Annotated in this window: 19 protein-coding genes; 9 read left to right on the top strand and 10 right to left on the bottom strand. The window is 69.4% G+C overall.

The features are described from left to right. Positions 1 to 3: 3 nt before the first annotated feature. The 7 genes from ACWEOO_RS02120 to ACWEOO_RS02090 all read right to left on the bottom strand — a co-directional run bounded on the left by ACWEOO_RS02120 (position 4) and on the right by ACWEOO_RS02090 (position 6,340). A complete protein-coding gene (locus ACWEOO_RS02120; protein WP_452141371.1) occupies positions 4 to 699 on the bottom strand; it encodes a YdcF family protein in 696 nt (231 codons plus the stop codon). Then, positions 692 to 1,150 (bottom strand): maleylpyruvate isomerase N-terminal domain-containing protein, encoded by a 459-nt coding sequence (locus ACWEOO_RS02115; RefSeq protein ID WP_452141370.1) that lies wholly within the window; start codon positions 1,148 to 1,150, stop codon positions 692 to 694. Before ACWEOO_RS02115 ends, ACWEOO_RS02120 begins: the two co-directional genes overlap by 8 nt. A 60-nt stretch (positions 1,151 to 1,210) precedes the next feature. Further along, positions 1,211 to 2,344 (bottom strand): DNA polymerase III subunit beta, encoded by a 1,134-nt coding sequence (gene dnaN / locus ACWEOO_RS02110; protein WP_452141369.1) that lies wholly within the window; start codon positions 2,342 to 2,344, stop codon positions 1,211 to 1,213. Between the two features lie 100 nt (positions 2,345 to 2,444). Further along, positions 2,445 to 3,287, bottom strand: a complete 843-nt coding sequence (locus ACWEOO_RS02105) for a S1 family peptidase (protein ID WP_452141368.1) — start codon at positions 3,285 to 3,287, stop codon at positions 2,445 to 2,447. A 106-nt stretch (positions 3,288 to 3,393) separates the two neighbouring features. Continuing rightward, positions 3,394 to 4,002 carry an AAA family ATPase gene (locus ACWEOO_RS02100; protein ID WP_452141367.1) on the bottom strand — a complete coding sequence of 203 codons (609 nt, stop codon included), beginning with the start codon at positions 4,000 to 4,002 and terminating at the stop codon, positions 3,394 to 3,396. 110 nt (positions 4,003 to 4,112) lie between these two features. Continuing rightward, positions 4,113 to 4,601 carry a DUF1269 domain-containing protein gene (locus tag ACWEOO_RS02095; protein ID WP_452141366.1) on the bottom strand — a complete coding sequence of 163 codons (489 nt, stop codon included), beginning with the start codon at positions 4,599 to 4,601 and terminating at the stop codon, positions 4,113 to 4,115. A 131-nt stretch (positions 4,602 to 4,732) separates the two neighbouring features. Beyond that, positions 4,733 to 6,340, bottom strand: coding sequence for an ABC-F family ATP-binding cassette domain-containing protein (locus tag ACWEOO_RS02090; RefSeq protein WP_452141365.1), 1,608 nt, complete (start codon positions 6,338 to 6,340; stop codon positions 4,733 to 4,735). A gap of 240 nt (positions 6,341 to 6,580) precedes the next feature. Between ACWEOO_RS02090 and ACWEOO_RS02085 the strand changes: the two genes are divergently transcribed. The 7 genes from ACWEOO_RS02085 to ACWEOO_RS02055 all read left to right on the top strand — a co-directional run bounded on the left by ACWEOO_RS02085 (position 6,581) and on the right by ACWEOO_RS02055 (position 18,940). Beyond that, positions 6,581 to 8,908: a molybdopterin-containing oxidoreductase family protein gene (locus ACWEOO_RS02085; protein WP_452141364.1), complete on the top strand. Its 2,328-nt coding sequence runs from the start codon at positions 6,581 to 6,583 to the stop codon at positions 8,906 to 8,908. Positions 8,909 to 9,130: 222 nt separating this feature from the next. Further along, positions 9,131 to 11,527, top strand: a complete 2,397-nt coding sequence (locus ACWEOO_RS02080; RefSeq protein WP_452141363.1) for a LuxR C-terminal-related transcriptional regulator — start codon at positions 9,131 to 9,133, stop codon at positions 11,525 to 11,527. An 87-nt stretch (positions 11,528 to 11,614) separates the two neighbouring features. Beyond that, complete coding sequence (locus ACWEOO_RS02075) at positions 11,615 to 13,069, top strand: cytochrome ubiquinol oxidase subunit I (RefSeq protein ID WP_452141362.1); 1,455 nt, start codon at positions 11,615 to 11,617, stop codon at positions 13,067 to 13,069. Continuing rightward, positions 13,066 to 14,106 (top strand): cytochrome d ubiquinol oxidase subunit II, encoded by a 1,041-nt coding sequence (locus tag ACWEOO_RS02070; RefSeq protein ID WP_452141361.1) that lies wholly within the window; start codon positions 13,066 to 13,068, stop codon positions 14,104 to 14,106. The genes ACWEOO_RS02075 and ACWEOO_RS02070 overlap by 4 nt, the downstream gene beginning before the upstream one ends. Positions 14,107 to 14,184: 78 nt before the next feature. Continuing rightward, positions 14,185 to 16,041, top strand: coding sequence for a glycoside hydrolase family 15 protein (locus ACWEOO_RS02065; protein WP_452141360.1), 1,857 nt, complete (start codon positions 14,185 to 14,187; stop codon positions 16,039 to 16,041). After that, positions 16,038 to 17,375, top strand: a complete 1,338-nt coding sequence (locus ACWEOO_RS02060) for an NAD(P)/FAD-dependent oxidoreductase (protein ID WP_452141359.1) — start codon at positions 16,038 to 16,040, stop codon at positions 17,373 to 17,375. Before ACWEOO_RS02065 ends, ACWEOO_RS02060 begins: the two co-directional genes overlap by 4 nt. Positions 17,376 to 17,386: 11 nt before the next feature. Continuing rightward, positions 17,387 to 18,940: a GMC family oxidoreductase gene (locus ACWEOO_RS02055; protein WP_452141358.1), complete on the top strand. Its 1,554-nt coding sequence runs from the start codon at positions 17,387 to 17,389 to the stop codon at positions 18,938 to 18,940. Between the two features lie 12 nt (positions 18,941 to 18,952). Here ACWEOO_RS02055 and zwf read toward each other — a convergent pair whose 3' ends face one another. Both zwf and ACWEOO_RS02045 read right to left on the bottom strand, forming a co-directional pair. Then, complete coding sequence (gene zwf, locus ACWEOO_RS02050; RefSeq protein ID WP_452141357.1) at positions 18,953 to 20,356, bottom strand: glucose-6-phosphate dehydrogenase; 1,404 nt, start codon at positions 20,354 to 20,356, stop codon at positions 18,953 to 18,955. A 39-nt stretch (positions 20,357 to 20,395) separates the two neighbouring features. Beyond that, the gene (locus ACWEOO_RS02045; protein WP_452141356.1) at positions 20,396 to 20,692 is read right to left on the bottom strand and encodes a hypothetical protein; all 297 of its coding nucleotides are present in this window, start codon (positions 20,690 to 20,692) and stop codon (positions 20,396 to 20,398) included. A 167-nt stretch (positions 20,693 to 20,859) separates the two neighbouring features. On the opposite strand from ACWEOO_RS02045, the gene ACWEOO_RS02040 reads away from it, so the two are divergent. Together ACWEOO_RS02040 and ACWEOO_RS02035 are read left to right on the top strand one after the other, a co-directional pair. Continuing rightward, a complete protein-coding gene (locus ACWEOO_RS02040) occupies positions 20,860 to 22,113 on the top strand; it encodes a Na/Pi symporter (RefSeq protein ID WP_452141355.1) in 1,254 nt (417 codons plus the stop codon). 54 nt (positions 22,114 to 22,167) lie between these two features. Beyond that, a complete protein-coding gene (locus ACWEOO_RS02035; protein WP_452141354.1) occupies positions 22,168 to 23,049 on the top strand; it encodes a universal stress protein in 882 nt (293 codons plus the stop codon). Positions 23,050 to 23,074: 25 nt separating this feature from the next. Here the strand turns inward: ACWEOO_RS02035 and ACWEOO_RS02030 are convergent, their stop codons facing one another. Next, on the bottom strand, positions 23,075 to 25,162 hold the full coding sequence (locus ACWEOO_RS02030; protein WP_452141353.1) for an alkyl/aryl-sulfatase: 2,088 nt from the start codon (positions 25,160 to 25,162) through the stop codon (positions 23,075 to 23,077). Positions 25,163 to 25,240: the final 78 nt, after the last annotated feature.

Raw genomic sequence — 25,240 nt, 5'->3', positions numbered from 1 at the left:
GACCTACGGATGACGGTCGGATGCGGGGTATGCGCCGACGAGACGGTTGTAAGCGGCAAGTACTTCGTCCGGAATGTCGACGTGGTCGATGAAGTTGCGGCCGCGGGGACCGTAGACGTCCGGCGACAGCCGGTGGATCTCGCCGAGCAGGAGGGAGCGGAAGCGCTCGCGGCTCCAGATCTCAGGCGCGCCCGCCGTCGCGCCGGCGTGATCCGGACCGATCCACGGGATGACCGGCGCGTGGCTGATCATCGTGCTGCCGGGCAGGTCGGCGAAGGATCGCTCGAAGCAGGCGTGCGTACGACGCTGCATGGTCGGGTCCTGGATCAGCAGCAGCGTTTGCGGGTGGCTGATCAGCGCGCGGGTGAACGCCGCGTTCTCGCCGCAGTTGGTGGATCGGTCCTCGACGACGATCTGATCGTCCGGGACGCCGTACCTCAGCAGGAGCTCGCGGAAGACGTGCGACTCCGGCCGGTCGGTGGCCAGGTCGAGCCCGCGCCGCCGGACGGCCTCGTCGAGGAACTGTGTCGAATGCCCGATCCCACCGCTGACGAGAATCGGTGCGCAGTGCGCGCGGTGCACCTCGGCCGCGACCTCCACCGACTCCACCACGGCCGAGCCCATCAGCACGACCCGATCGACCGGCCGATCGATCGGGTCCCGGCGCGCGAGCCAGCGCGCGATGACGTCCTCATCCAAAGCTGACTCGCTCCCGGTAGTACTCGAGGAGGTCTGTGTCGCCGTCCACCTCGAGATTGTCGTCGCGGCGCTTGTACAGATGTAGCAGGAGGTCGGTCAGCGAGCCGCGGACGGTGACCGCGGCCCGCTCGGTGCTGTGCCGCCAGCGGATCGAGTCGCCGGTCAGGTCGACGACCCACCCGGCCAGCTCATCGACCGTTTCGTCGGTGCAGTCGGACGGGTCGGCGTACCAGTGCGTCGGGTCGCGGAACGCGTCGTCGGGTGGCGCTTCGCCGGTCCGGGCGATGACGGTCGCCTCCCGGTGCGCGCCGCCGACGTGGCGCACCAGCTGCCCGACGTTCCACCCGGGGCACGACGGGACCGCAGTGCTCAGGTCCTTGCCCGTGCCCAGGTGGCCGGCCAGCAACTCCGCCTGCTCGACGATCAGCTCGCAGTGCCGCTCGAACTCCATCTGCCAACCCTCCGCTCGGTCCTTTGCCGGGTGGTCGGAGCCGAAAGCGGCGGTTTGACGTCAGGTCGGGAGCCGCATCGGCATCAGGATGTAGGCGGCGTCGGACGGCGGTGTGTCCTCGGGGGAGCTGAGGCCGGTCAGGTTGGCCGGCTTGGTGGGCTGGGTGAAGGCGAAGTGCGCGATCGGTGCGCCCAGGGACGCCAGCCCGTCGAGCAGGTAGCCGGCGTTGAACCCCGTCACCACCGGATCGCCGTTGAGGGTGACCTCGACGGACTCGGACGCCTGTGCCTCCTCGCCGTTGCCCGCGTCGAGCGTCGCCGTGCCGTCCGCGAAGGTCAGCCGGACCGGCGCCGATCGCTCGGCGACCAGTGCGACCCGTTTGACGGCCTCGAGGAGCGCGGCGGTGTGGACCGTGACGGTGCTGGTGATTGCGCTCTCGGCCGGGATCAGGCCGCGCACCTTCGGGAACTCGCCGTCGATCAGCCGGCTGGTCGCATGCCGCCCGCCGCCCTCGAACCCGATCAACCCGTCCCCGGCGCCGGTCGAACCGAGCGAGAGGGTGATGTCGTGCCCGGACATCGCCTTGGCGACGTCGGCGAGCAGCTTCGCGGGAACCAGAGCGTTCGTCTCCAGAGCTGGATCGACGGGCTCCCACGGGACGGTCCGGACGGCCAGCCGGTAGCGGTCGGTCGCCAGCAGCGAGATGGTCGATCCGCGGATCTCCAGCCGGATCCCGGTGAAGACCGGCAGCGTGTCGTCGCGGCCGGCCGCGCTCACCACCTGCGCGACGGCGCGCGCGAAGACCTCCGCGTCGACGATGCCGCTCGCCGCCGGGACCTCCGGGAGCGGCGGATACTCGTCGAGCGGCAAGGTGTGCAGCACGAACCGGGCCGCCCCGCTGCTCACCTGGACCCGGGCCGCTTCGCCGCTCAGATCCACCGAGTCCCGCGGCATGCTCTTGCAGATGTCCGACAGCAACCGCCCGGAGACCAGCACCCGTCCCTCGTCGGCCACCTCGGCCGGCACGCTGACCTGCGCCGAGCTCTCGTAGTCGAACCCGGACACCGTCACCTGACCGTCGGCTGCCTCGACCAGCATCCCGGCCAGGATCGGCACGCTCGGCCTGCTCGGCAGCCCGCGCGCAACCCATCCGACAGCCTCGGCCAGCACCTCGCGCCCGACTCGAATCTTCATCCCTGCTCCTCCCCATCGAGAGGAACGACTCAATCAGGCGGCACCGACAGTTTTCGGGACGGACCGGCGGACCGGCCGGTCCGTCCTCAGGAAACGACGATCAGAAGATTGTCACGCCGTACGCGTTCGCGGCTTCGCGGACGGGCTGGAAGAACGTCGTCCCTCCGGTCCGGCAGTCGCCGCTGCCACCGGAGGTGATGCCCAGTGCCTTCGTGCCGTCGTACAGCGGGCCGCCGGAGTCGCCCGGCTCGGCGCAGACGGTGGTCTGGATCATGCCGTCGACCTTGCCGCCGCCCTGGTAGCGGACGCTGACGTTCAGTGCGGTGACCCTGCCGCTGTGGATGCCGGTCGTCGAGCCCTTGCGGGTGACGGTCTCACCGACAACCGCGTCACCGACCGTGAAGCCACCCGGGTGGCTCAGTGACGTGTTGGTGTACTGCACCAGGGCGTAGTCGTTGCCGGGGAAGCTGTAGCCGATGGTCGGGCCGATCAGGGTGCTGTGGTTGGAGTTGGTGAACCACTCCTTCGCGACCTTGCCGCAGTGCCCGGCGGTCAGGAAGTAGTAGCTGCTGCCCTTCTGCACGTTGAAGCCGAGCGAGCAGCGGTACTGCCCGCCGTAGATCGCATCACCGGCCGAGAGCAGCGGCTTGAACACCCCGTTGGTGCGATTGACCTGCACACCGTCGTGCTGCAGCGCCGCAAGCCCCTTGGCAGAGACGGTGCTGTCTGCTGTCACCACGACCTTGCCGGCGGCCGCGTCGGTGTACCAGGCGACGCCGCCGACGCCGGACCGTTCGACCGCGGATTGCGCCGCGGCCAGCCGCGCGGCCGGTGACGGAGCCTTGGCTTGCGCCGGTAAGGCGTACAGGGATGCTGCGACCGCGCTGACGGCGGCCAGGAGCTGGACGGTACGGCGCACGCGTGACGTACGTTCGATCCTCACTGTTCCTCCTGCGACATCGCGGGACCGTATGGGCGGGGTCCCTGGAATGTCGTCGGCGCCTGTCAGGGGTGAGCACCGCCGACAGTGCACATGTTCCCGCCTGAAGTCAGTTGCAACCAGACCGTAGGCGCAGATCACCGAACGTAATCTGCTCGACCTGCTCGGCGTCCCGTCTGGTCAGAACGACCGCGGACAGTGCACCAGGTACGACGCGGCCCGGGTCGCTCGCCGCCTTCCGGACCACGTCCGGCCAGCGTCGGCAATGTGTCTCCATGCTGGCCGACCGTACGACGCGGCCACGGGCCCACTGCCCCGAGCGGGCCACGTCGCCCGGTACGTCGAGCAGGATCAGGTGCAGCGGCAGGCCGGCCTGGCGGGCGCGCCATCCGATCAGGGTCCGCGCCCACGGCCTGGTGGCGCAGTCGTGGATCACCAGCGGGCCGCGTCCGGGGCGCATAGCCGTAAAGAGCGTCACGTAGTACACGAGATGCACCAGCGGGCGCCACAGGGCATAGGGGAGGACTCCCAGGACCGGCATCCACCGGTCGCGGATGTGCGCGGAGTCGTACACGCGCACGTCGTCGTTGCCGGCGAACACCCGGCGCAGGAGCGTGCTCTTCCCTGCGCCGGGTATTCCGGCCAGCAGTACGACCGCGTCGACCGCATACCGCAGCTCTCGTCCCCGCAGCACTCCTTCGACAAGTCCCGTATGCACCACGCACGTCCTTCCTGCACTCGCCAGGTACAGGTAGGACGAACAGGATCCGCCGGCGGCCCCGAAAGAACGCTGAGAAGTGGTTAGGAACTCCCTGAGAGATCGTGTGGTCAGTGAGTTCCGAAGGTCTCCAGCAGGATCTGCCGCTCGCCCTCGGTGAGGTTGGTGTCGATCAGCTTGATCCCCAGGCCGTGGAACCGCTCGCCCAGCCGGTCGAGGTCACCTTGGTCGGTGACGACGAACAGAGCCGAGGTTCCTTCCGTCACTTCGCTGTGGATCTTGTGCAGCTGTTCCTTCGTGATGCCGACGTCTTCTGTCGCTTTGCTGATCGCACCGATCGCCGCTCCGACGGCGCCGCCGATCAGCGGGACGAAGAACAGTGCACCGAGCAGCAAGCCCCAGAACGCGCCCCACCCGGTCCCTCGCCAGGTCTCCTCGTGACTCTGGTGCGTCGTCGGCTTCGACTGGCCCTTCGGCCAACTGACCACCGCGTGGTCGAGGATCTTCACCAACCCGTCCGCACTGGCCCCCTTCAGTATCCGGACGGCTTTGTCGGCGCCGTCCGGGTCATCGAACTTCCACACCGTGAACGTGGTCATGCCACCGCTCTCCCCTCGAAGGTCCGGCGCAACCCGCGTGCCCCCAGGGGGCTACGCCCTGTGTCGAGCGTAGCCCCCGTCGGACCGCCCCTGAAGACTGCGCGACAACCCTCTGACCTGCGGCTTTCCGGTCAACGCCGGAGGTCGCGCCGCTGGTGCATCCGGCCGTCGCCGTCGAGCTCGACGACGGTGTCGACGCCGATCCGTTCCAGAAACGCGAAATCGTGGCTGACGACGAGCAAAGCTCCGCGGTACGCGTCGAGAGCCTCCGCGAGTTGCTCCACGCTCGTGAGGTCCAAGTTGTTGGTGGGCTCGTCCAGTACGAGCAGCTGTGCCGGCGGCTCCGCGAGCAGCAGTCTGGCGAGTGAGACGCGAAAACGCTCCCCACCCGACAACGTGCGCACCGGACGGTCCGGGCTGTCGCCGCGGAGCAGCAGACGCGCGAGCTGGTTGCGAATCGTGCCGACTGGCGTCTGCGGGGCGAGGGCCTGCACGTTCGCCAGTGCGCTCTCGTCGTCGTCGAGGCCGTCGAGGCGCTGCGGGAGGTAGCCGACCAGATCGGTCAGGAGCTTCCCGTGCGGTCGTCCGGGCGTCGCAGCCGTCCCGTTGACCAGCTGACTGAGCAGCGTCGACTTCCCGCTGCCGTTCGCGCCGACCAGCGCGACCCGCTCGGGGCCCTGGATCACGACAGTGCGGTCGTTGTCGTACAGCTCGGCGATCCGCCGCCCGCGCGGCACGTCGGGATCGGGCAGCACGAGGTTGATGTGCCCCTCCTGGCGTACCCGGGCGTCCGCGGCGTCGACCGCTGCCTGGGCCGACTGCACCTTGTCTTCCAGCGTCGAACGCATCGCGCCGGCCGACGCCTGCGCCTTACTCGCGCGGTTGCCCGCCAGGATCTTCGGTATGCCGCCGTGCTGCTGTGTCTTCTTCGCGGTGCGTTCGCGGCGGGCCAGTTTGGTCTCTGCCTCGACGCGTTGCCGCTTCTCCACCTTGAGCGCCTGCTGAGCAGACCGTGCGGCTTGGAGCGCGGCCGCTTGTTCTTGTTCCTGGTGCTCCTTCCAGGCGCTGTACGGACCGCCGTACGTGCTGAGCATGCCGTCGTACAGCTCTGTGGTGTTCTCCATGTGCTCCAGGAGCTCGAGGTCGTGGCTGACGACAACGAGCGTCCCGGGCCACTTGTCGACGAACTCGGCGAGTTTGGCGCGCGTCGGCCGGTCCAGGTTGTTGGTCGGCTCGTCGAGCAACGTGATCGGCGTACGGCGGACACGCAGCCCGGTGATCGCGATCAGCATCGCCTCGCCGCCGGACACCTCGGCGACCCGGCGGTCGAGGTCGGCGGCGGAGAACCCGAGCTGGTCGAGCGCCTCGCCGGCGCGGGCCTCGATGTCCCAGTCGTCGCCGATCGTGTCGAAGTGGCGCTCGTCGGCGTCACCGGCCCCGATGGCGCGGATCGCGGCGACGATCGCGTCGACCCCGAGCAGCTCGGCGATCGTGGCGTCCCGGCGCAGCGTCAGCGTCTGCGGCAGGTACCCGACCTCGCCGCTCACGTCGATCTGCCCGGACGCCGGTCGGAGCAGGCCGGCGATCAACCGCAGCAGGGTCGACTTGCCGGCGCCGTTGCGCCCGACCAGACCGGTCCGGCCGGCGTTGATGGTGCCGCTGACGCCGGACAGCGCGACAACGCCGTCTGGCCACTCGAAGGTCAGCTCGCGCAGCGTGATTGCGGACTTGGAAGACATAGGTGTGCTTTCGTGGATCGAGGTCACGCGCGTCGGAACGCCCGGACCCGGGGAACAGGTCGGCGCGAAGCGGACAGGCCGGACGTGGCTCAGGCGGACCGCGGGACAGCACGGGTCGGACGCAACTGAAAGCCACCGGCGGTCCGGTGGCTAGATTCTGTCGACCTCGATCTCCACGACACCGAGCCTAACAGGTGCCACCATCGGTTCTAGCGGGGCGAATCAGGGGAGGTGGCGGCCATGGGCGGTGCCGTACGCCGGGTTCCGACCTACTGCCCGTTGTGCGTGTCCAAGTGCGGCGCGACCGCGGTGATCGAGGACGGCGAGTTCGTTGCCCTGGAACCCGATCCGTCGCACCCGACCGGGCAGGCCGTCTGTATCAAGGGCAAGGCGGCGCCCGCCGTGCTGAGCCATCCCGATCGGCTGCTGTACCCGGTCCGACGGACTGCACCGAAGGGCGCCGCGGACCCTGGCTGGCAGCGGATCAGCTGGGACGAGGCGCTGGACACGATCGCCGCGAAGCTGACCGCCGCTGCGCGGGAGTACGGCCCGGAATCGGTCGTGTTCGCGAGCGCGTCCCCGTCGACGTCGGCGATGTCCGACTCGATCGACTGGGTGGACAGGCTGCGGCGCGCCGTCGGCAGCCCGAACTTCGCGGTCTACATGGAACTCTGCGCGTGGGGCCGGATGGGTGCGCCGCTGTTCACGTTCGGCGCGCCGGTTCCCGCGGCGTACATGCCTGATCTCGACAACGCCGGCTGCATCCTGTTCTGGGGTTACAACCCGTCGGTGGCGCGGTTGGCGCACGCCACGGCGACGACCGCCGCGCTGCGCCGCGGAGCCAAGCTCGTCGTCGTGGACCCGCGGCGCGCAGGACTGGCGAGCAAGGCGGATCACTGGCTGCGGGTCCGGCCCGGGACCGACGCCGCTTTGGCCCTGGCGATGACGCACGTGATGATCGCGCGCGGCTGGTACGACGAGGACTTCGTACGTCGCTGGACGAACGCGCCACTGCTTGTCCGCAGCGACACCGGGCAGTTGCTTCGCGCGGACGGCGATCCGGCGGGGTACGTCGCGTGGGCGGGTCGCCCGGTCCGGTACGACCCCTCAGCAGGCCAGTACGAGGTCGACGAGTCGCAGTTGGACCTCTCCGGAACACATGTCGTGCCGACGGCCGCCGGGCAGGTCGTGTGCCGCCCTGTGTTCGCCGTACTGGCCGAGCAGTGCGCCCGCATGACGCCGGAAGCGGCGGAGGACCTGACAGGAGTGCCGGCGGAAGAGATCGAGGCGTGTGCGCGGACCCTGTGGGAATCCCGCCCGGTCGCCTTCTACACATGGAGCGGACTCGAGCAGCACAGCAACGTCACGCAGACGGTCCGTGCGATCGACGTGCTCTACACACTGACCGGCAGCCTCGACGCTCCAGGTGGCAACGTGCTGTTCTCGGCGGTCCCATCGAACCCGGTGGCGGCGAGGGCCGCGCCGGCAGAGCAGGTGCAGACTCTCGGGTTCACTGAACGCCCGCTCGGCCCGGCGCGGCTCGGCTTCGTCACCGGGTCCGCCTTGTACGAGGCCGCGCTCGACGGTCGCGTCCGGGCGCTGCTGACGTTCGGTGCGAACCTGGTGATGGCCCACGGCGACAGCGCGCGCGGCCGGAAGGCACTCGCCGCCGTCGATTTCGTCGCGCACGCGGACCTGTTCATGAACCCGACCGCCGAACTCGCCGACATCGTCCTGCCGGTGGCCGCCGCGTTCGAGGCCGAGGCGCTGCGGATCGGCTTCGAGACCAGCCAGGACGCGCAGTCGCTCGTCCAGCTGCGCACCCCGCTGGCGGCGCCGCGCGGGGAAGCCCGCTCCGACCTGCAGATCGTCTTCGCGCTGGCCGAGCGCCTCGGCGTCGGGGACCAGTTCTTCGGCGGGGACATCGAGGCCGCGTTCCGTCACCAGCTCGAGCCGGCCGGTATCACGCTGGAGCAGTTGCGGGACAACCCGGCGGGCGTTCGCGTCCCGCTCACCACGGCGTACCGAAAGTATCGCGACACCGGCTTCCGCACGCCGACCCGCAAGATCGAGTTGTACTCCGAGACGCTCGGGGCCGCGGGTGCTCCGCCGCTCCCGGCGTACTCCGAGCCGGCCACCAGCCCGCGGTCCCGCCCCGACCTGGCCGCGGAGTTCCCGCTCGTCCTCACGTGTGCGAAGTCGCTGTGGTTCTGCGAGTCGCAGCACCGCGGCATCGCCGCCCTCCGCAAGTCCACGCCGGACCCGCAGGTCGAGCTGCACCCTGACACGGCCGGTGCGCGTGGGATTGCAGCCGGCGATTGGGTTCGCATCTCCACTCCGGCCGGCAGCGTCCGGGCCCGCGCCAAGTTCAACGCCGGCCTCGACCCGTCGGTGGTCTGCGGCCAGCACGGCTGGTGGCAGGGCTGCGCTGACCTCGACCTCCCTGGCTACCCGGTCGAGGGCCCCGGCAGCGCCAACCTCAACCTCGTGCTGCCCCAGCAACCTGGCGACCCGATCAGTGACAGCGCGCCACTCCGCTCGTCCCTCTGCGACATAACGCCCCTGTGAGGCAACGCGAACAGCCTGTGGTCCGCGATCGCGGTTTCACCCAGTGCGGGCGATGCCGCGGGGTCAGCGGCGAATCCACAGTCGAACGAAGACCGCTCACATCGTCCGGGTCCTGCCGGACGTGTGCAGCAGGCTGCGGGGAGGGGTCGGGGGGATATGAGGGCAGATTTGCGCACGGAGCGCATCGGACAACACACTGCGGGTACGTACGGTCTCAGACGCGTGACCGACTCGGCCGTCCCGCCCGACCGGATCCGTCCACCGGGGCCGCCGCCGTTCCGGGTCGTCCAGCGGCCGCGGTTGCTCGACCTCATCTCGCGGGGCGTCCGCGAGACCCCGCTCACGCTGGTGAGCGCAGGTGCGGGTTCCGGCAAGACGGTGCTCACCGCAGCCTGGGCGAGGCACCACCGACGGACGCCGGTCGCCTGGCTCTCACTGTCCGATCGTGACGACACGTTCATCCCGGATGTGTGCAGTGCGCTCGCGGGCGCCGGTGTTCTGGACGCCGACGACCCGCATCTGACCGACGTCGAGGCGCTGTCCGCGCACTTGCTGCTGCTGGACGAACCGGTGGTCCTCGTCCTCGACGCCGCCGACCGCGTACGGCGCCAGGTGGTCTTCGAGCAGTTGGGCAGGCTGCTCGACGCGGCCGGGGAGCGGCTCCGGGTGCTGATGACGACGCGGGCGGATCCGCCGCTGCCGCTGCACCGGCTCAGACTCGAGGGGACGGTCTCGGAGGTCCGCTCCGACGACCTCGCCTTCACCGCCGCCGAAGTCGGGGCACTGCTCGGCGTCCACGACATCGAGGCGCCGGAGGCGGTCCAGGAGGTGTTCGAACGGACCGAGGGCTGGGCCGCCGGCGTGCGGCTGGCAGCGCTCGCGCTGTGGGCCGGCGATCACAAGACCCTGCCGACGGGGTTCGCGGCCGACTACCTGGCTGCCGAGGTGTTCGCCGATCTCGACCGGGACGATCGGGACTTCCTGCTCAGGATCAGCCTGGTGGACGAGCTTCCGGCAGAGCTCGCTGCCGCGCTCGCGGATCGCCCGGACGCGGACAGCGTGCTGCGACGGATGGCGATCGGCAACACCTTCGTCCAACCTGTGCACGGCCACTACCGGATCCACGGGCTGGTCCGGGAGTTCCTCCGCGCCGAGCTCGTCCGCACCCTGCCCGGCGCGATCGACGACCTCCGGCGGCGGGCCGCGGACTGGTACGGCGCGAACGGCCGACTCGTGCAGGCCGTCAGCCATGCCGCCGAGACGGGCGACTGGGAGCGCGCCGCCGGCTTCGTGGTCACCGGGCTGGGCGTCGGAGACCTGCTGCTGCGGACCGGAGTCGGCACGGAGCTGGCCCGTGGCCTGTCGGACATGCCGGCCGTGGATTCCGTCGACGTACAGCTCGTTCGCGCCGCGATCGCCGTCGCCAACGACGACGTCACCGCGGCCAGGCAGCACCTCGCGGAATGCGCGGTTGACCACCCCGTCAGCGGTGACTGGTCGGCGTCGGCCGCTGCCGTGACCACCTTGCTGTACGACAAGTCGGGCAGTGTCGACCAGACATTGCTCGCCGCCCGAGCGCAACGGGAGGAACTGGCCGCGCACGGCAACGCAGTACTGAACGCACTGGTACTGGGCGCGGAGGGCAAGGCGCATCTGCGGGGCGGCGACCTCGATGTCGCGTGTGCGGTGCTCACCGACGCGGTCCGGACGGCCGCAACGGGTGACTGCGCGGATCTCCGGTTGCTCTGCCTTGCCACGCTGGCGCTCGCCGAAGCCTGCCGGGGCCACCTGTCCCGCGCCCAAGGGCTCGCGGACACCGCCGAGCGCCTCGCTGCGGAGTCCGTCGCCGCGGCCGAGCGTCCCGCCGCAACACATCTGGCGCACGCCTGGGTGGCGCTGGAGCGTCAGGACCTCGCCGGAGCGCAGCAGTCCCTCGACCGCGCTCGCCGGCTCCGTGAGACGCACAGCGACCACCTCTTCAGCTCGATGTTCTCGCTGCTGAGCGTCCGGCTGATGCGGGACCGGGGCGACCGGATCGGCGCCCGCGGCGCGCTGGCGGACCCGGAACCGCCGGACAGCTGGCTGCGCAGGTCCATCGACGCCGAGGCGGCGGGCGTCGGTCTGGACCGGGCCGGGCGGCACGACACGACCGGGCGCGGGACGGTCACCGCGTCGCAGCAGATGCAGAAGCTCCTGGACCAGGCGCTGGCCGAATGGCTCGACGGGAACGTCCGCGACGGCCGGTCCGACATCGCCAAGGCGCTGTCGCTCGGTCGCGCCGAGCGGCTTCGCCGTCCGTTCGCGCACACGTCCGCCCGGATCCGGGCAATCATCCGCAACGACGCCGCGCTGCGCTCACTGGCCGGCTGGCTCGGCCCGGACGAGCTGACGACCGGGGACCCGTCGGACGGCCCGGCGCCGATCGTGGAGGAACTGTCGGAACGGGAGCTCGAGGTCCTGCGGCTGCTGGCGGCACTGCGCACCACCACCGAGATCGCCGCCGAGCTGTTCATCTCGGTCAACACGGTGAAGTCGCACATCCGCAACATCCTGCGGAAGCTGTCGGTCTCGAGCCGCAACGAGTCCGTCCGCCGGGCGTGGGACCTGAACCTGATCTGACCAATCACTCCGGGCGAGTGATGCCGGGCGCCGTCCGGACCGGACAGAGTCGGGGCCGGAGAAGTCCGGCGGGCAGGGGGAGGCTCGATGATCGTGGGGGAGACCGTGATCGGTCTGGCCGTCGCGGCCGCCGCGGACCCGGTCCCGTGGGCGCGGTCGCAGATGGCGTTCACACTCGCCTTCCACATCGTCCTGGTGCCGCTCGGGGTGTCCTGGGCGTTCATGGCCCTGATCGCCAACTACCGGGCGGTACGGCACGACGACCACGACGCGTTGCTGCTCGCGCAGCGGTGGTCGAAGTACATGGCCGTGACGTTCGCCGTCGGTGCGGTGACGGGGACCGTGCTGAGCTTCGAGTTCGGCCTGCTCTGGCCGCGGTTCATGGGCACCTGGGGCGACGCGTTCGGGATCCCGTTCGCGTTCGAGGGCCTGTTCTTCTTCACCGAGGCGATCTTCGTCGCGATCTACATCTTCGGCTGGCGCCGGCTGAAACCCTGGACGCACTTCTGGACCGGCGTACCGATCCCGGTCGCCGGCGTCTTCGGCTCGATCTCGGTGGTCGCAGCGAACGCGTGGATGAACGCTCCGGGCGGATTCACGATGAACGCGAACGGCGAGATCACCGACGTCGATCCGGTCAAGGTGATCTTCAACGACGCGATGCCGTTGCAGGCCACGCACATGGTGATCGCGGCGTACCTGGTCGGCGGGTTCCTGGTCGCGTCGGTGTACGCCGCCGGGATGCTGCGCGGCCGGGACGATCGGTACCACCGGCTCGCGTTCACGATCGCGTTCACGGTCGCCGCGGTGGCCACGCCGATCCAGATGGGGGTCGGCGATGCGCTGGCCCGGTGGGTGTTCAACAACCAGCCGGTGAAGTTCGCCGCGATCGAGCTGGTGCCGACGACGAGTTCCGACGTACCGGAGCGGTTGCTCGGCAAGCTGAATCCGGACGGCAAGGTCACCGGCGGCATCCCGATCCCGGGGCTGGCGTCCTGGCTGTCGGATCCGAGCACCGGTCGATCGACCGTCGTCGAGGGGCTGAACAGCGTGCCGGCCGACGAACGCCCGACCGTCGACGAGACGAACATCGTCCATCTCTCGTGGGACGTCATGGTCGGGATCGGTACCGCGCTGTTCCTGCTGTCGGTCTGGTACGGCGTGATCTGGCTTGTCCGCCGCCGGATGCCCCGGAGCAAGTGGTTCCTCCGCGCCGCGGCCTGCTCCGGTGTCCTCGCCGTGATCACCATGGAGGCCGGCTGGATCGTCACCGAGGTCGGCCGGCAGCCGTGGATCGTCTACCAGCGGATGAAGGTCGAGGCGGCCGCGACCGCGAACACCGGCGTCTGGCTCACCTTCATCGGCGTCTTCGTGCTGTACGCCGCCCTCGGCGTCACGTTGATCCTGGTGCTGCGCGGGATGAGCCGGCGCTTCCGCCGCGCGGGCGGTTTCGTCGAGGGGGACACGCCGTACGGACCGACGGAGGCGGCCGCGGCCGAGGAGGTCGAGACGGCCGAGCAGGTCGAGGAGCGGACGCCGTGAGTACGACGATCGCGGTGGTGCTGCTCCTCACCCTGGCGACGTACGCCGTGTTCGGCGGGGCGGACTTCGGCGCCGGGTTCTGGGACCTCGTCGCGGGCGGACCGGACCGCGGCGCGGAGCCCCGCGCGGTGATCGAGCGCTCGATCGGTCCGGTGTGGGAGGCGAACCACGTCTGGCTGATCTTCATCTTCGTCGTCACCTGGACCGCGTTCCCGGCGGCGTACCAGTCGATCATGCTGACGATGTTCGTCCCGCTGACCGTGGCCGCGCTCGGGATCGTGTTGCGGGGTGCGAGTTTCGCCTTCCGCAAAGGGGTCGTGACGCTGCGGTTCCGGCGGATCTTCGGCGGGGCGTTCGCGTTGTCGTCGGTGCTCGTGCCGTTCTGCATGGGTGCGATCGCGGGTGGCATCGCGTCGGGGCAGGTGCCGTCGGGCGGCAAGGCCGGCGACCCTGTGGACAGCTGGCTGAATCCGACGTCCTTGCTGACCGGCGTGCTCGCGGTCGTCGTGGCGGCGTACCTTGCCGCGGTCTATCTGGTCTGGGACGCTCGCCACTTCCGCCAGTTCGCGATGGCCGAGTACTTCCGGCGCCGCGCCGTGGTGAGCGCCGTCGTCGCCGCGGTGGTCGCGGTGGCCGCCCTGTTCGTCCTGAACGCCAAGGCGTCGCACGTCTTCGACGGCATGACGTCGAGGGCGCTGCCCGCCGCGATCCTCAGTGTGCTGTGCGGATTCGGCGCGCTGGTGCTGCTGATGCGGTACGCCGCCCGCGGTGCGCGGGTCCTCGCCGTACTCGCCGTGGCCGGGATCATCGTCACCTGGGGCATCGCCCAGTGGCCGTACTTGTTGCCGGAGAGCTTGACCGTCGCGGCGGCGGCCGCACCCGACGACACGCTGGTCGCGTTGCTCGTGGCGGTCGGGTTGGCAGTGCTGATCGTCGTGCCCGGCTTCGTCCTGCTCTACGTGCTCGACCAGCGGGCGCTGCTGCCCGACGAGAGTGTCGAGGACGTCGGCGACCGTCCAATCACCTCTGGCGGGTGATTCCTTGTCCTGCACGGCCGCAGATCGTGGAGGCAGTCCCGTGACGTCGCGTGTCACGACTGTGAAGGAGCTGCCGCCATGACTTCGTCGCCGTTCCCGCCGATCGCCGATTACGCCTTTCTGTCGAACTGCCACACCGGTGCCCTGGTCGCTCCGGACGGATCGGTCGACTGGCTCTGTCTGCCGTCGTTCGACGCACCGAGCGTGTTCGGCAACCTGCTGGACCGCGGGGCCGGGTCCTTCCGGTTCGGTCCGTACGGGATCAACCAGCCGACCGCCCGGACGTACGTGCCGGGTACGAACGTGATGACGACCACGTGGCACACCCCGGCCGGCTGGCTGCTCGTCCACGACGCCTTGACGATGGGCCCGTCACAGGGCCCGGACACGGTGACCCCGCACACCCGTCCGCCGGCCGACGACGACGCCGAGCACGTCCTGATCAGAACCGTCGAGTGCCTCGAGGGATCGGTCGAGATCGAGCTCGTCTGCGAACCGGCCTTCGACTACGGGCGCGTCCCGGCCGAATGGGCGATGGTCGGCGACGACGCGCACACCGCGGACGCGTCCGGCGCCGGCCGGACGTTCCGGCTGAGCACCGACATGCTGATCGGGATCGAGGGGGGCTCCGCCCGGGCCCGGCACGTCATCTCCAAGGGGGAGAAGGCGTATTGCGCGCTGTCCTGGGCCGACGGACTGGCGTCACCGGCCGACCTCGCCGACGCGGAGGCACGCATCGCCGCGACGATCCGGTTCTGGCGCAACTGGCTGGCCCGGGCCCGGATCCCCGACCACCGGTACCGGCATTCGCTGGAGCGGTCGGCACTGACCATCAAGGGCCTGACCTACATGCCGACCGGGGCCACGATCGCCGCACTGACCACCTCGTTGCCGGAGACGCCGGGCGGCGAACGCAACTGGGACTACCGCTACACCTGGATCCGCGACACGACGTTCACCTTGCAGGCGCTGCACTACCTGAACCTGGACTGGGAGGCCAACGAGTTCATGCAGTTCGTGGCCGACCTGGAGCCCAACTCGGACGGCGCGCTGCAGATCATGTACGGCATCGACGGCCGCCGCGACCTGGCCGAGTCGACCCGCGACGACCTCAGCGGCTACGAGGGCGCCAGCCCGGTGCGGATCGGCAACGGCGCGTTCGACCAACGGCAGAACGACGTGTTCGGCGCGGTGCTGGACTCGGTGCTGCTGCACACCGTGCGGAGCAAGCGACTGCCGCGCCGGCTCTGGCCCCTGGTCGAGTCGCAGGCCCAGTGTGCGATGTCGTCGTGGCGCGATCCCGACCAGGGCATCTGGGAGGCCCGTGGAGATCCGCAGCACTATGTCTCGTCCAAGCTGATGGGCTGGGTGGCCCTGGATCGTGCGTCCCGGCTGGCCCGGATCCGCAACGACGAAGACCTCGCCGAGCTGTGGGCGAAGACGGCCGAGGAGATCCGCGACGACATCCTCGAGCACGGGGTGAGCGACCGCGGTGTCCTGCGCCAGCACTACGACACCGACGCGCTGGATGCCTCGACCCTGCTGGCCCCGTTGTTCGGCTTCCTGCCGGGAAGCGACGAGCGGATGCGGGCGACCGTCGACGCGATCGACAACGAGCTGACCGAGAACGGCTTCGTGCTGCGCTACCGGACCGACGAGACCGACGACGGCATGTCCGGCAAGGAAGGCACGTTCCTGATCTGCTCGTTCTGGCTGGTGTCCGCGCTGGCGGTCATCGGTGAGATCGACCGTGCCCGCAGCCAGTTCGAGCGGCTGCTCCGGATCGAGTCGAAGCTCGGCCTGTACGCCGAGGAGTTCGAGGTGGACCGGGCCCGGCACCTGGGCAACTTCCCGCAGGCGTTCTCCCACCTGGCGCTGATCGGAGCGGCCGGCCGGATCATCCTCGCAGACTTCCGGGAGGAGTTGTCGCTGTGAACGCGCAGGGACAGGAGAGCCCGCACGTCGTCGTACTCGGGGGCGGGCTCGGCGGGGTCGCGTGTGCGCACCGCCTCGGGGACGAGGGGGTCCGGGTCACGCTGGTCGACCGCAACGACTATCACCAGTTCCAGCCGTTGCTCTACCAGGTCGCGACGGCGCAACTGCCGGCCGAGGACATCGCCCGGCCGCACCGGGCGATCTTCCGCGAGCATCCGACCGTCGAGGTGCGCACCGCCGACGTCGCGCAGATCGATGCCGGCAACCTCACGCTGAGGTTGACCGACGGCGACACGATCACCGGATCGCACCTGGTGATCGCGGCCGGCGCGCGACCGGAGTACTTCGGGGTTCCGGGCGCGGCCGAGCACGCGTTCGCCCTGTACTCGGTCGCCGACGCGGAGCGGTTGCGGATCCACGTGCAGTCCCTGGTCCAGGCCGGCGCCGAGCCGAACGCGGACGAGAGCGAGCTCGACATCGTGGTCGTCGGCGGCGGCCCGACCGGCGTCGAGATCACCGGGGCACTCACCGAGCTGATGGCCGCGCTGGTGGCCACCGAACGGATCCCGCGGCCGGGCAAGGTCATCGTGGTCGACCGCGGTGACACGTTGCTCGGTGCGTTCTCCGAGAAGTCGCACGAGTACGCGCACGAGCGGCTCACCAAGGAAGGCGCCGAGCCGAGGCTCGGTACCGGGGTGTCCGCGGTGCACGCCGACCGCGTCGAGTTCGACGACGGGACGTCGATCCGCACCCGGACGGTCATCTGGGGCGGCGGCGAGTCGGCCGCCTCGGTGGTGGCGAACGCGCCCGGGCTGCCGACCGGCCGCGGCGGGCGCATCGACGTCCTGCCGGACCTCACGGTCGACGGCCACCCGCACGTCTACGCGGTCGGCGACGTCGCGAACATCCCGGCCAAGGACGGCTCGATCCTGCCGCAGCTGGGCTCGGTCGCGCAGCAGTCCGGTGCATGGGCCGCCGGCAACATCCTGCGGGAACTGCACGGGGACAAGGCCAAACCGTTCCACTACAAGGACAAAGGCATCATGGCGATGATCGGCCGGAACGCGGCCGTCGCCGAGGTCGGCCGGCATCGGCACCAGGTGGAGGGCCCGGTCGCGTTCGCGGCATGGCTCGGCGTCCACGCGATGCTGGTCAGCGGTGCGCACAGCAGGACCGACGCGTTCCTGTCCTGGGCCTGGGACTACTTCGACCGTGACCACGCCGCGACCGTCGAGTGGTCCACCACGCCGGAGCGGATCGCCTGGGGCGACGACGCCGCCGACGTTCCGCACATCGACCTGGACCGAGGCGACCCGACCGCCCGCGACGCCTGAGGAGAACAGACATGTCCGACCACTACGACGTCGTCATCGTGGGATCAGGAGCAGGTGGCGGCACGCTCGCACACCGGCTCGCACCGTCGGGACGGCGGGTCCTGATCCTGGAGCGGGGGGACTGGCTCCCGCGGGAGGCCGAGAACTGGGACGCCGAGGCCGTCTTCGTCGACAACCGCTACGTCTCACCGGACCAGTGGTTCGACAGCGAGGGCAAGCCGTTCCAGCCCCAGGTGCACTACTTCGTCGGCGGTGCGACCAAGTTCTACGGCGCCGCGCTGTACCGGCTGCGCGAGCGGGACTTCGGTGAGCTCAAGCACCATGGCGGCGTCTCGCCGGCCTGGCCGATCTCCTACGACATGATGGAGCCGTACTACACGCAGGCCGAGCAGCTCTACCAGGTTCACGGTGTCCGGGGCGAGGACCCGACGGACCCGCCCGCGTCCGCGCCGTACCCGTTCCCGCCGGTGTCGCATGAGCCGCGGATCCAGAAGCTGTTCGACGACATGGCCGCGGTCGGGCTGCATCCGTACCACGCGCCGTGCGGTGTGATGCTGGACGAGAGCCGGCCCGCGTTCAGCACGTGCGTGCGCTGCGCGACCTGCGACGGGTTCCCGTGTCTCGTGCACGCGAAGTCCGACGCGGACGTCATCGCGGTCCGGCCCGCGATCGAGCACGACAACGTGACGCTGCTGCGCAACGCCGTCGTACGGCGCCTCGAGACCGACGCGACCGGCCGCACGGTGACCGCGGTCGTCGCCGACGTCGAGGGGGCCGAACAACGGTTCAGCGGCGACATCGTCGTGCTGTCGGCCGGCGCCGTGAACTCGGCGCGGATCCTGCTCGCGAGTGCCGGCGACCGGCATCCGAACGGGCTCGCGAACGGGTCCGACCAGGTCGGGCGCAACTACGTGTTCCACAACAGCCGGGCCTTCCTGGCGGTCTCGACCGAGAAGAACGACACCCGGTTCCAGAAGACGCTCGGGCTGAACGACTACTACTTCGGCGACGCCGACTTCGACTACCCGATGGGCAACCTGCAGATGGTCGGCAAGTCGTCGGCCCCGATGTACCGCGGGGAGAAGCCGGTCGAGACCCTCCTGGCGCCGACGTTCGCGCTGCGCGACGTCGCCGCGCACGCCGTCGACTTCTGGCTGTCGGTCGAGGACCTGCCCGATCAGGACAACCGGGTGACGCTCGACCGGGACGGCGCGGTCGTCCTGAGCTACACGCCGAACAACACCGAGCCGATGACACAGCTGTACCGGCGGATCAAGAAGAACCTGGGCCGGCTCGGCATGCACCCGCGCCACCTGATCCCGCGCAGCGTCTACATGAAGAATGACATCCCGGTGGCAGGCTGCGCGCACCAGGCCGGGACGGTCCGGTTCGGGCACGATCCGGAGACCTCGGCGCTGGACGTCAACTGCCGCGCGCACGAGGTCGACAACCTGTACGTCGTCGACACCAGCTTCTTCCCGAGCATCGGCGCGGTGAATCCGGCGCTCACCGCGATGGCGAACGCGCTCCGGGTCGGTGACCACCTGCTGGAGCGCCTCGGCTGATACAGCTGTGCGTCAGCTCGGGATCCAGGGATGCCGCCAGCCGCCGTACCCGGCCGGTACTTCGGCGGCCGCGGCCGGCCCCCAGGTCCCGGGCTGATACGTGTGGATCGGCGTCGGTGCGTCGAGCAACGGTTGCATGACCCGCCACTGCTCCTCGACGGCGTCCTGGCGCGTGAACCGGGTGCTCTGCCCGGTCATCGCCGCGTGCAGCAGCACCTCGTACGGCGTCGGGCCCTCGCCGCCCTCGGCGGCGAACTCCGTGTCCAGGTCGATCGGCGCGATCCGTGACATGTCCGCACGGTGCGCGTCGATCCGGACCCGGACGCCGGTCGACGGGTCGAGCTTGATCACCAGCTGGTTCGGCTCGGCGATGTGTCCCCGCGGCCCGAACCCCAGCCGCGGCGGGCGCTTGAAGACCAGCCGGAGCTCGGTCTGGGTCGCCGGCAGCCGCTTCCCGGTGCGGATGAAGAACGGCACACCGGCCCAGCGCCAGTTCTCGATGTCGAGCCGGAGCGCGGCGTACGTCTCGGTGGCCGAACCCTTCGCGACCCCGTCGATCCCGAGGTAGCCGTCGTACTGACCGCGGACGTAGTGGGCCGGATCGGCGTCCTCCACCGCGCGGAACAAGATGACCTGCGAGTCCTTGAGCGTGCTCGGATCGCCGCGCGACGGCGGCTCCATCGCGGCCGCCGCGACCACCTGCATCAGGTGGTTGACCACGACGTCGCGCAGCGCGCCGACCGGGTCGTAGAAATGGCCGCGGTCCTCGACGCCGAAGCTCTCCGCCATGGTGATCTGGACACAGTCCAGGTAGTTGCGGCTCCACAGCGGCTCGAGCACCGCGTTCGCGAACCGCAGGTACAGGATCTCCTCCAGCCCCATCTTCCCGAGGTAGTGGTCGATCCGGAACAGCTGCGACTCGTCGAGGTACTGGTGCAGCTCGGCGGCCAGGTCGCGGGCCGACTGCTGATCGTGACCGAACGGTTTCTCGACCACGACCCGCGCCCCGGTGGTCAGCCCGGCCTCGGACAGTCCGCGGATCACCCGGCCGAACAGGAACGGCGGGATCTCGAGGTAGAACACCGGGGTCTGGGCGCCCTTGATCGCCTCGCCGACCCGCTCGTACAGCGGCGCGTCGGTGAAGTCGCCGCCGACGTACGACAGCCGGTCGGCGAACCTGTCGAAGACGGCCTTGTCGATCGTGACACCGGTCCCCTCGATCGACGTCCTGGCCCGCTCGATCAGCTGGTCGACGGTCCAGTCGTCGGCCGCCACCCCCACGATCGGGCAGTCGAGCAGACCACGCGCCTCCAGCTGGTACAGCGAGCGGAACGTCATCACCTTGGCCAGGTCGCCGGTGATCCCGAAGATCACCAGGACGTCCGCCGCCTTCGGGCCGGTTGCCGTCTCTGCCATGACTACCTCGCCTCTGGATATCTCTGGGTGTCTCGGGGATCAGGCCGGGCGCGCCTGCCGGCCCGGGATCTGGTTGCGCTGCGTCGCGCTCGCCGCCCAGTGCCCGAGATCGAGCAGAGCGGCCAGGCCGATCCAGAACCAGTCGAACCCGTGGAGGCCCCCGGGAGCCCACAGGAACAGGTAGATCAGCGTCGTGAACGGCAGGAAGATGATGCCGAGCAGCGGCCACAACCAGGTGCTGAACGCCGCGTCGACCCGCTCCGGCCGCGCGACCCAGACGATGAACACCCCGAGCCGCGGAAACACGCCGGCCATCAACGCGAACAGGCAGCCCATCGGATCCCCCTGAAGTCCTCCGACCGCCATTCGGTCAGACGTCGCACCATGGTGGCTGCCGCTCGGTCGGGTGCGAATCACCCGCAACGAATGATTCGCCCGGCCCGCCAGTTCGGCCGCCGTCAGCGAGGGCCGCGCTACTCGTCGGGAACACTTACTGTGGTCGTATGGCGAAAGCCAGGCCCGAGCAGGGGCCGGACATTTCCCCTGAGAAGGGGTACGTCGCTGGTCGGTCCGCTGCCGGCGGCTCGGCGCCTGCGGCCACCGCTGTTGACGGTGGCCAGGTCGCGCAGCGCGCCACCTGGCTCATTGCCGTCGAGTGGTGCGGTGTCGCTGCTTTGATCTACCTGCTGATCTGCGCGGTGAGCATCATCAGCCGCGGATTCGCGGGACTGGGCAGCGAGGCGGCGCACACCCTGTTCGCCTTCGCCGAGCACCCGTTGGTCGGGCTGAGCGTCGGCATCCTCGGTACGGTCCTGATCCAGTCATCGACCACGACGACAGCCATCACTGTCACCGCCGTCGGATCCGGCGCGTTGTCCGTTCACAGCGCGATCCCGATCATTCTCGGCGCGAACGTCGGCACCACCGTCACGACCAGCCTGGTCGCCCTCACCTTCGTCGGCAACCGCACCGAGTTTCGCAGGGCGCTCGGCGCGTCCACCGTCCACGACTTCTACAACTGGCTCGCGCTGCTGATCTTCTTCCCAGTCGAGTTGCTCTGGCATCCCCTGGAACGCGTCAGCGGGGCGTTGACCGACGCGCTGTACGGCACGGGCTGGCTGCCGAATCCGGCCCACTTCAACTTCATCCGGGCGGCGACCCGGCCGGTGGAACACGCTGTGATTCATGCGACCTCGCAACTCAGCAGTGCGCTCGGTCCGCTGGTCACGATCGTCATCGGCGCCGGTTTGATCCTGGTCGCGGTCCGCTACCTCGGAAAGTTGCTCAAGCAACTCATGGTCGGAAAGGCCCGCGATGCCCTGATCAGCGCGGTCGGCCGCAATGCCTACCTGGCCATGGCGTCTGGCATGGGAGTCACCGTCGTCACCCAGTCCTCGACCATCACCACGTCCGTGCTGGTCCCTTTCGCCGGCGCGGGGATCCTGACGCCGGCGCAGATCTATCCGGTCGTCGTCGGCTCCAACCTCGGCACGACCTTCACGGTGGTACTCGCGGCGTTCGCGGTCGTCGGACAGGACGCGAAGATCGGCCTGCAGGCAGCCTTCGTGCATTTGCTCTACAACGTCTTCGCGATCGTGGCGATCTACGTCATACCGCTCCTGCGTCCCGTACCGCTGTTCTGCGCCCAGAGCCTGGCCCGCGTCGCGTCCGAGCGCAGGTGGGTCCTCGCCGTCTATCTCATCACCGTCTTCATCGCGCTCCCTGCCGCGATCATCATCCTGATAGGCGTGCTATGAGGGGTGTCGCACGCTAGATTCGGGTTCCTGGGCTCTCTCGCGGGAGGACGTCACATGACCGGTCGGATCGTCGTCGGCATCGACGGCTCACAGCAAAGCGGCAACGCGCTCGAGTGGGCGGTGGAGCGGGCGCGCCTCGGAGGCGAGCAGCTCGAGCTGCTCAACGCCTACACGCTCGTTCCAGAGCTCAATTTCTACGGCTTCTACGGCGCACCAAGCCAGCCTGTGGATTGGTACATCGACTTCTCCGGGCAGCTGCTCGAGGCCGCGGCGACACGGGTACGGGAGCTCGCGCCCGCTCTCACCTGCAAGCTGACCTCGCAGCTCGGCCACCCGGCCTACTTGCTCGCTGAGGCTTCAGAGGCCGCGGACGCCGTCGTGGTCGGCCGGCGCGGGCTGGGCAGCGTCGCGAGCACACTGATGGGTTCGGTGAGCAACCGGCTGACGAGCCAGGCGAAATGTCCGCTGGTCGTGGTCGGGGAGGAAAAGCGGCCGACGACCGGCCCGATCGTGGTCGGCATCGACGGGTCGGAGTTCGGCGTGCGCGCGCTGCGCTACGCGCTCGCCGAGGCAGCCGTGCACAAAACCACGGTCCGCGCCGTCGCCGCCTACGAGCTGCTGCATCCCGCGCTCCGGGACGACCCGGAGCTCGTCGCCCGCATGCAGGCCGACGTCGAGCGGGAGACCGCCGACACCATCGCCCATGCGCTCGACGAGGTGAAGGGCACGGACACCGCCTCGGTGAGCGTGGAACCCGTCGCGGTGCAAGGCCCCGCCGCGGAGGCGATCCTGGGCCACGCCAAGGACGCGCGGCTGATCGTGGTCGGCACCCACGGCAAAGGCCTGGTACGCCGGATTCTGCTCGGATCCGTCAGCCGGCGAGTGCTGAACGACGCAGACCGACCGGTCGCCGTGATCGACGTTCCCGAAGCCTGACAGCGAGCAGCCGGGCCGTAGAGATTCACGGGGTGACGATCGCGAAGGCTGGGTCGGGCTGGTCGGTCAGGCTGATGATCTTGGTGAAAATCGTCGGATCGCCGTCGAACTGGACGTCGTCGCTGCCCGCACCGCCGAGCATGCGGAGCAGTTGCGGTTCGGTGAGCGTGATCACGAGGTCCGCGTCCTTGGTTCGGCTGGTCGGGTGATGAGTGAGGACGCCGTTGGACAGTTCCATTCGGTAGCTGTCGCCGGTGTCGCTGAAGCGCCAGAGGATGGACGCCTTGAGATCCCAGGCGCGTCTTCCGTCGACGCGGATCGCGAGGCTGTCGAACAGTTGGGTGACGGTGAGGGCACTTGCCATCCCGGCCGAGCTCACGGGGGCGGGTGCAACCGGACCATGAAGTTCTTGTGCGCCGGTGAGGAAGTTGTTGCGCCAGGTGCCGCATTCCGATCCGTGGCCCAGGCGGGTGAACACCTCGCCGAGCAGCGTCTTCGCGCCGGCGTGGGCCGGGTCGGCGAACACGGCGTGACTGGCGAGCTCGGCCGCGAAGCGGAGGTCTCCGGACTCGGCGAACTCGCGAGCCCGTTCCACCGTGGCCTCGACGCCCCCGATCACTTGGACGTAGCGGGCGGCCGCGGCCTCTGGCGGGTGCTGCCAGAGGTGGGCGGGGTTGCCGTCGTACCAGCCGAGGTAGCGCTGGTAGATCCCTTTGACGTTGTGGCTGACAGAGCCGTAGTAGCCGTGGGTGTGCCAGACCGCGTCCAGCTCGGGGGGCAGTTCGAGCGTTTCGGCGATCTCGCTGCCGACATAGCCCTGGTTCATCAGCCGCAGCGTCTGGTCGTGCAGGAATGCGTAGAGGTCACGTTGTTGCTTCATCAGCGTGACGATGTTGTCCGAGCCCCAGGTCGGCCAGTGGTGGGACGCGAACGCCACGTCGGAGTCGTCCCCGAACAGTTCGATGGCTTCGTTGATGTAGCGGGACCAGCCGCGGGCGTCACGCACCTCGGCACCGCGCAGCGTGAGCAGGTTGTGCAGGTTGTGGGTAACGTTCTCGGCCAGGCACAGGGCGCGCCGCTGCGGAAACTGAAAGTTCATCTCGGCCGGCGCTTCGGTGCCGGGCGTGAGCTGGAAGACGATCCGCACACCGTCGAGGGTCTCCTCCTGGCCGGTGCGCGTGATGTCGAGCGTGGGGGCGATCAATCCGACCGTGCCGGTCGAGGTGCCCGGACCGAGGCCGACTCCGAGGGTCCCGGTCGCGCTCACCGGCAGGCCCATTCCGGTGTGGTACAGCCCGCGGCGAAGCATCGCCGTTCCGGCGTAGACGTTCTCCGACACCGCATGCTCGAGGAACCCAGCCGGCCCCACGATCGGCACCTCCGTGTCGGCATCCACCACGCCGAGGACACCGCCGAAATGATCGATGTGCGAATGTGTGTAGATCACCGCCTGTACCTGTCGATCGCCGCGGTGCTCGCGGTAGAGCGCGAGACCAGCAGCAGACACCTCGGCCGACACCGCAGGGTCGATCACGATCACCCCTGCGTCGCCTTCGACGATGGTCATGTTCGACAGTTCGATGCCGCGCAGCTGGTAGATGCCCTCCGTCACCTCGAACAGGCCCTGGATCGACGTCAGCTGACTCTGCCGCCACAGACTCGGATTCACCGTGTCAGGACACGCTCCGGACGTGGCCGCGGTATAGGCATCAGCGTCATAGACGACCCGGCCGTCGGCTGCTTTGATCACCCCTGGCTCCAGACGCGCCACCAACCCCCGCGTTGCGTTCTCGAAATCCGTACGGTCGCTCAGGTCTGCAGGCACAATCAGGCTCCCTGGTCGTGGTGAACGCATCTGCCGCCACCTCACAATCGAGCCAGGCGAATCGCCTCCCCCTCGGTGGATGAGCTCGGCCTGGGCCACCGGCGAAGCGGGCGCAACCGCGCGGACAGCCACTTTGGCTCCGCCCCGCGGGCAGACCCTGGCCAGATATCGCGGCAGCGGGCACCGGGGCACGGCCGAATCTTGTTCCAGAGTCGAACCTGGGCAGACACCGGTCCGGTATCTGCCCAGGTCACAGCTTGCGCGCCCGGCAGTGTTGTGGTTCAACACATCCCGGACGGGTGTCTCACGACATACCGGACTGATGTCTCACGACATCGGAGACAGTTCGTGGATGCTCGGGGATGT

It is taken from the genome of Kribbella sp. NPDC004138, from assembly GCF_053603655.1.
Note: the sequence above shows the minus strand (reverse complement) of the source record. Positions and strands in the feature narration are given on the sequence as shown.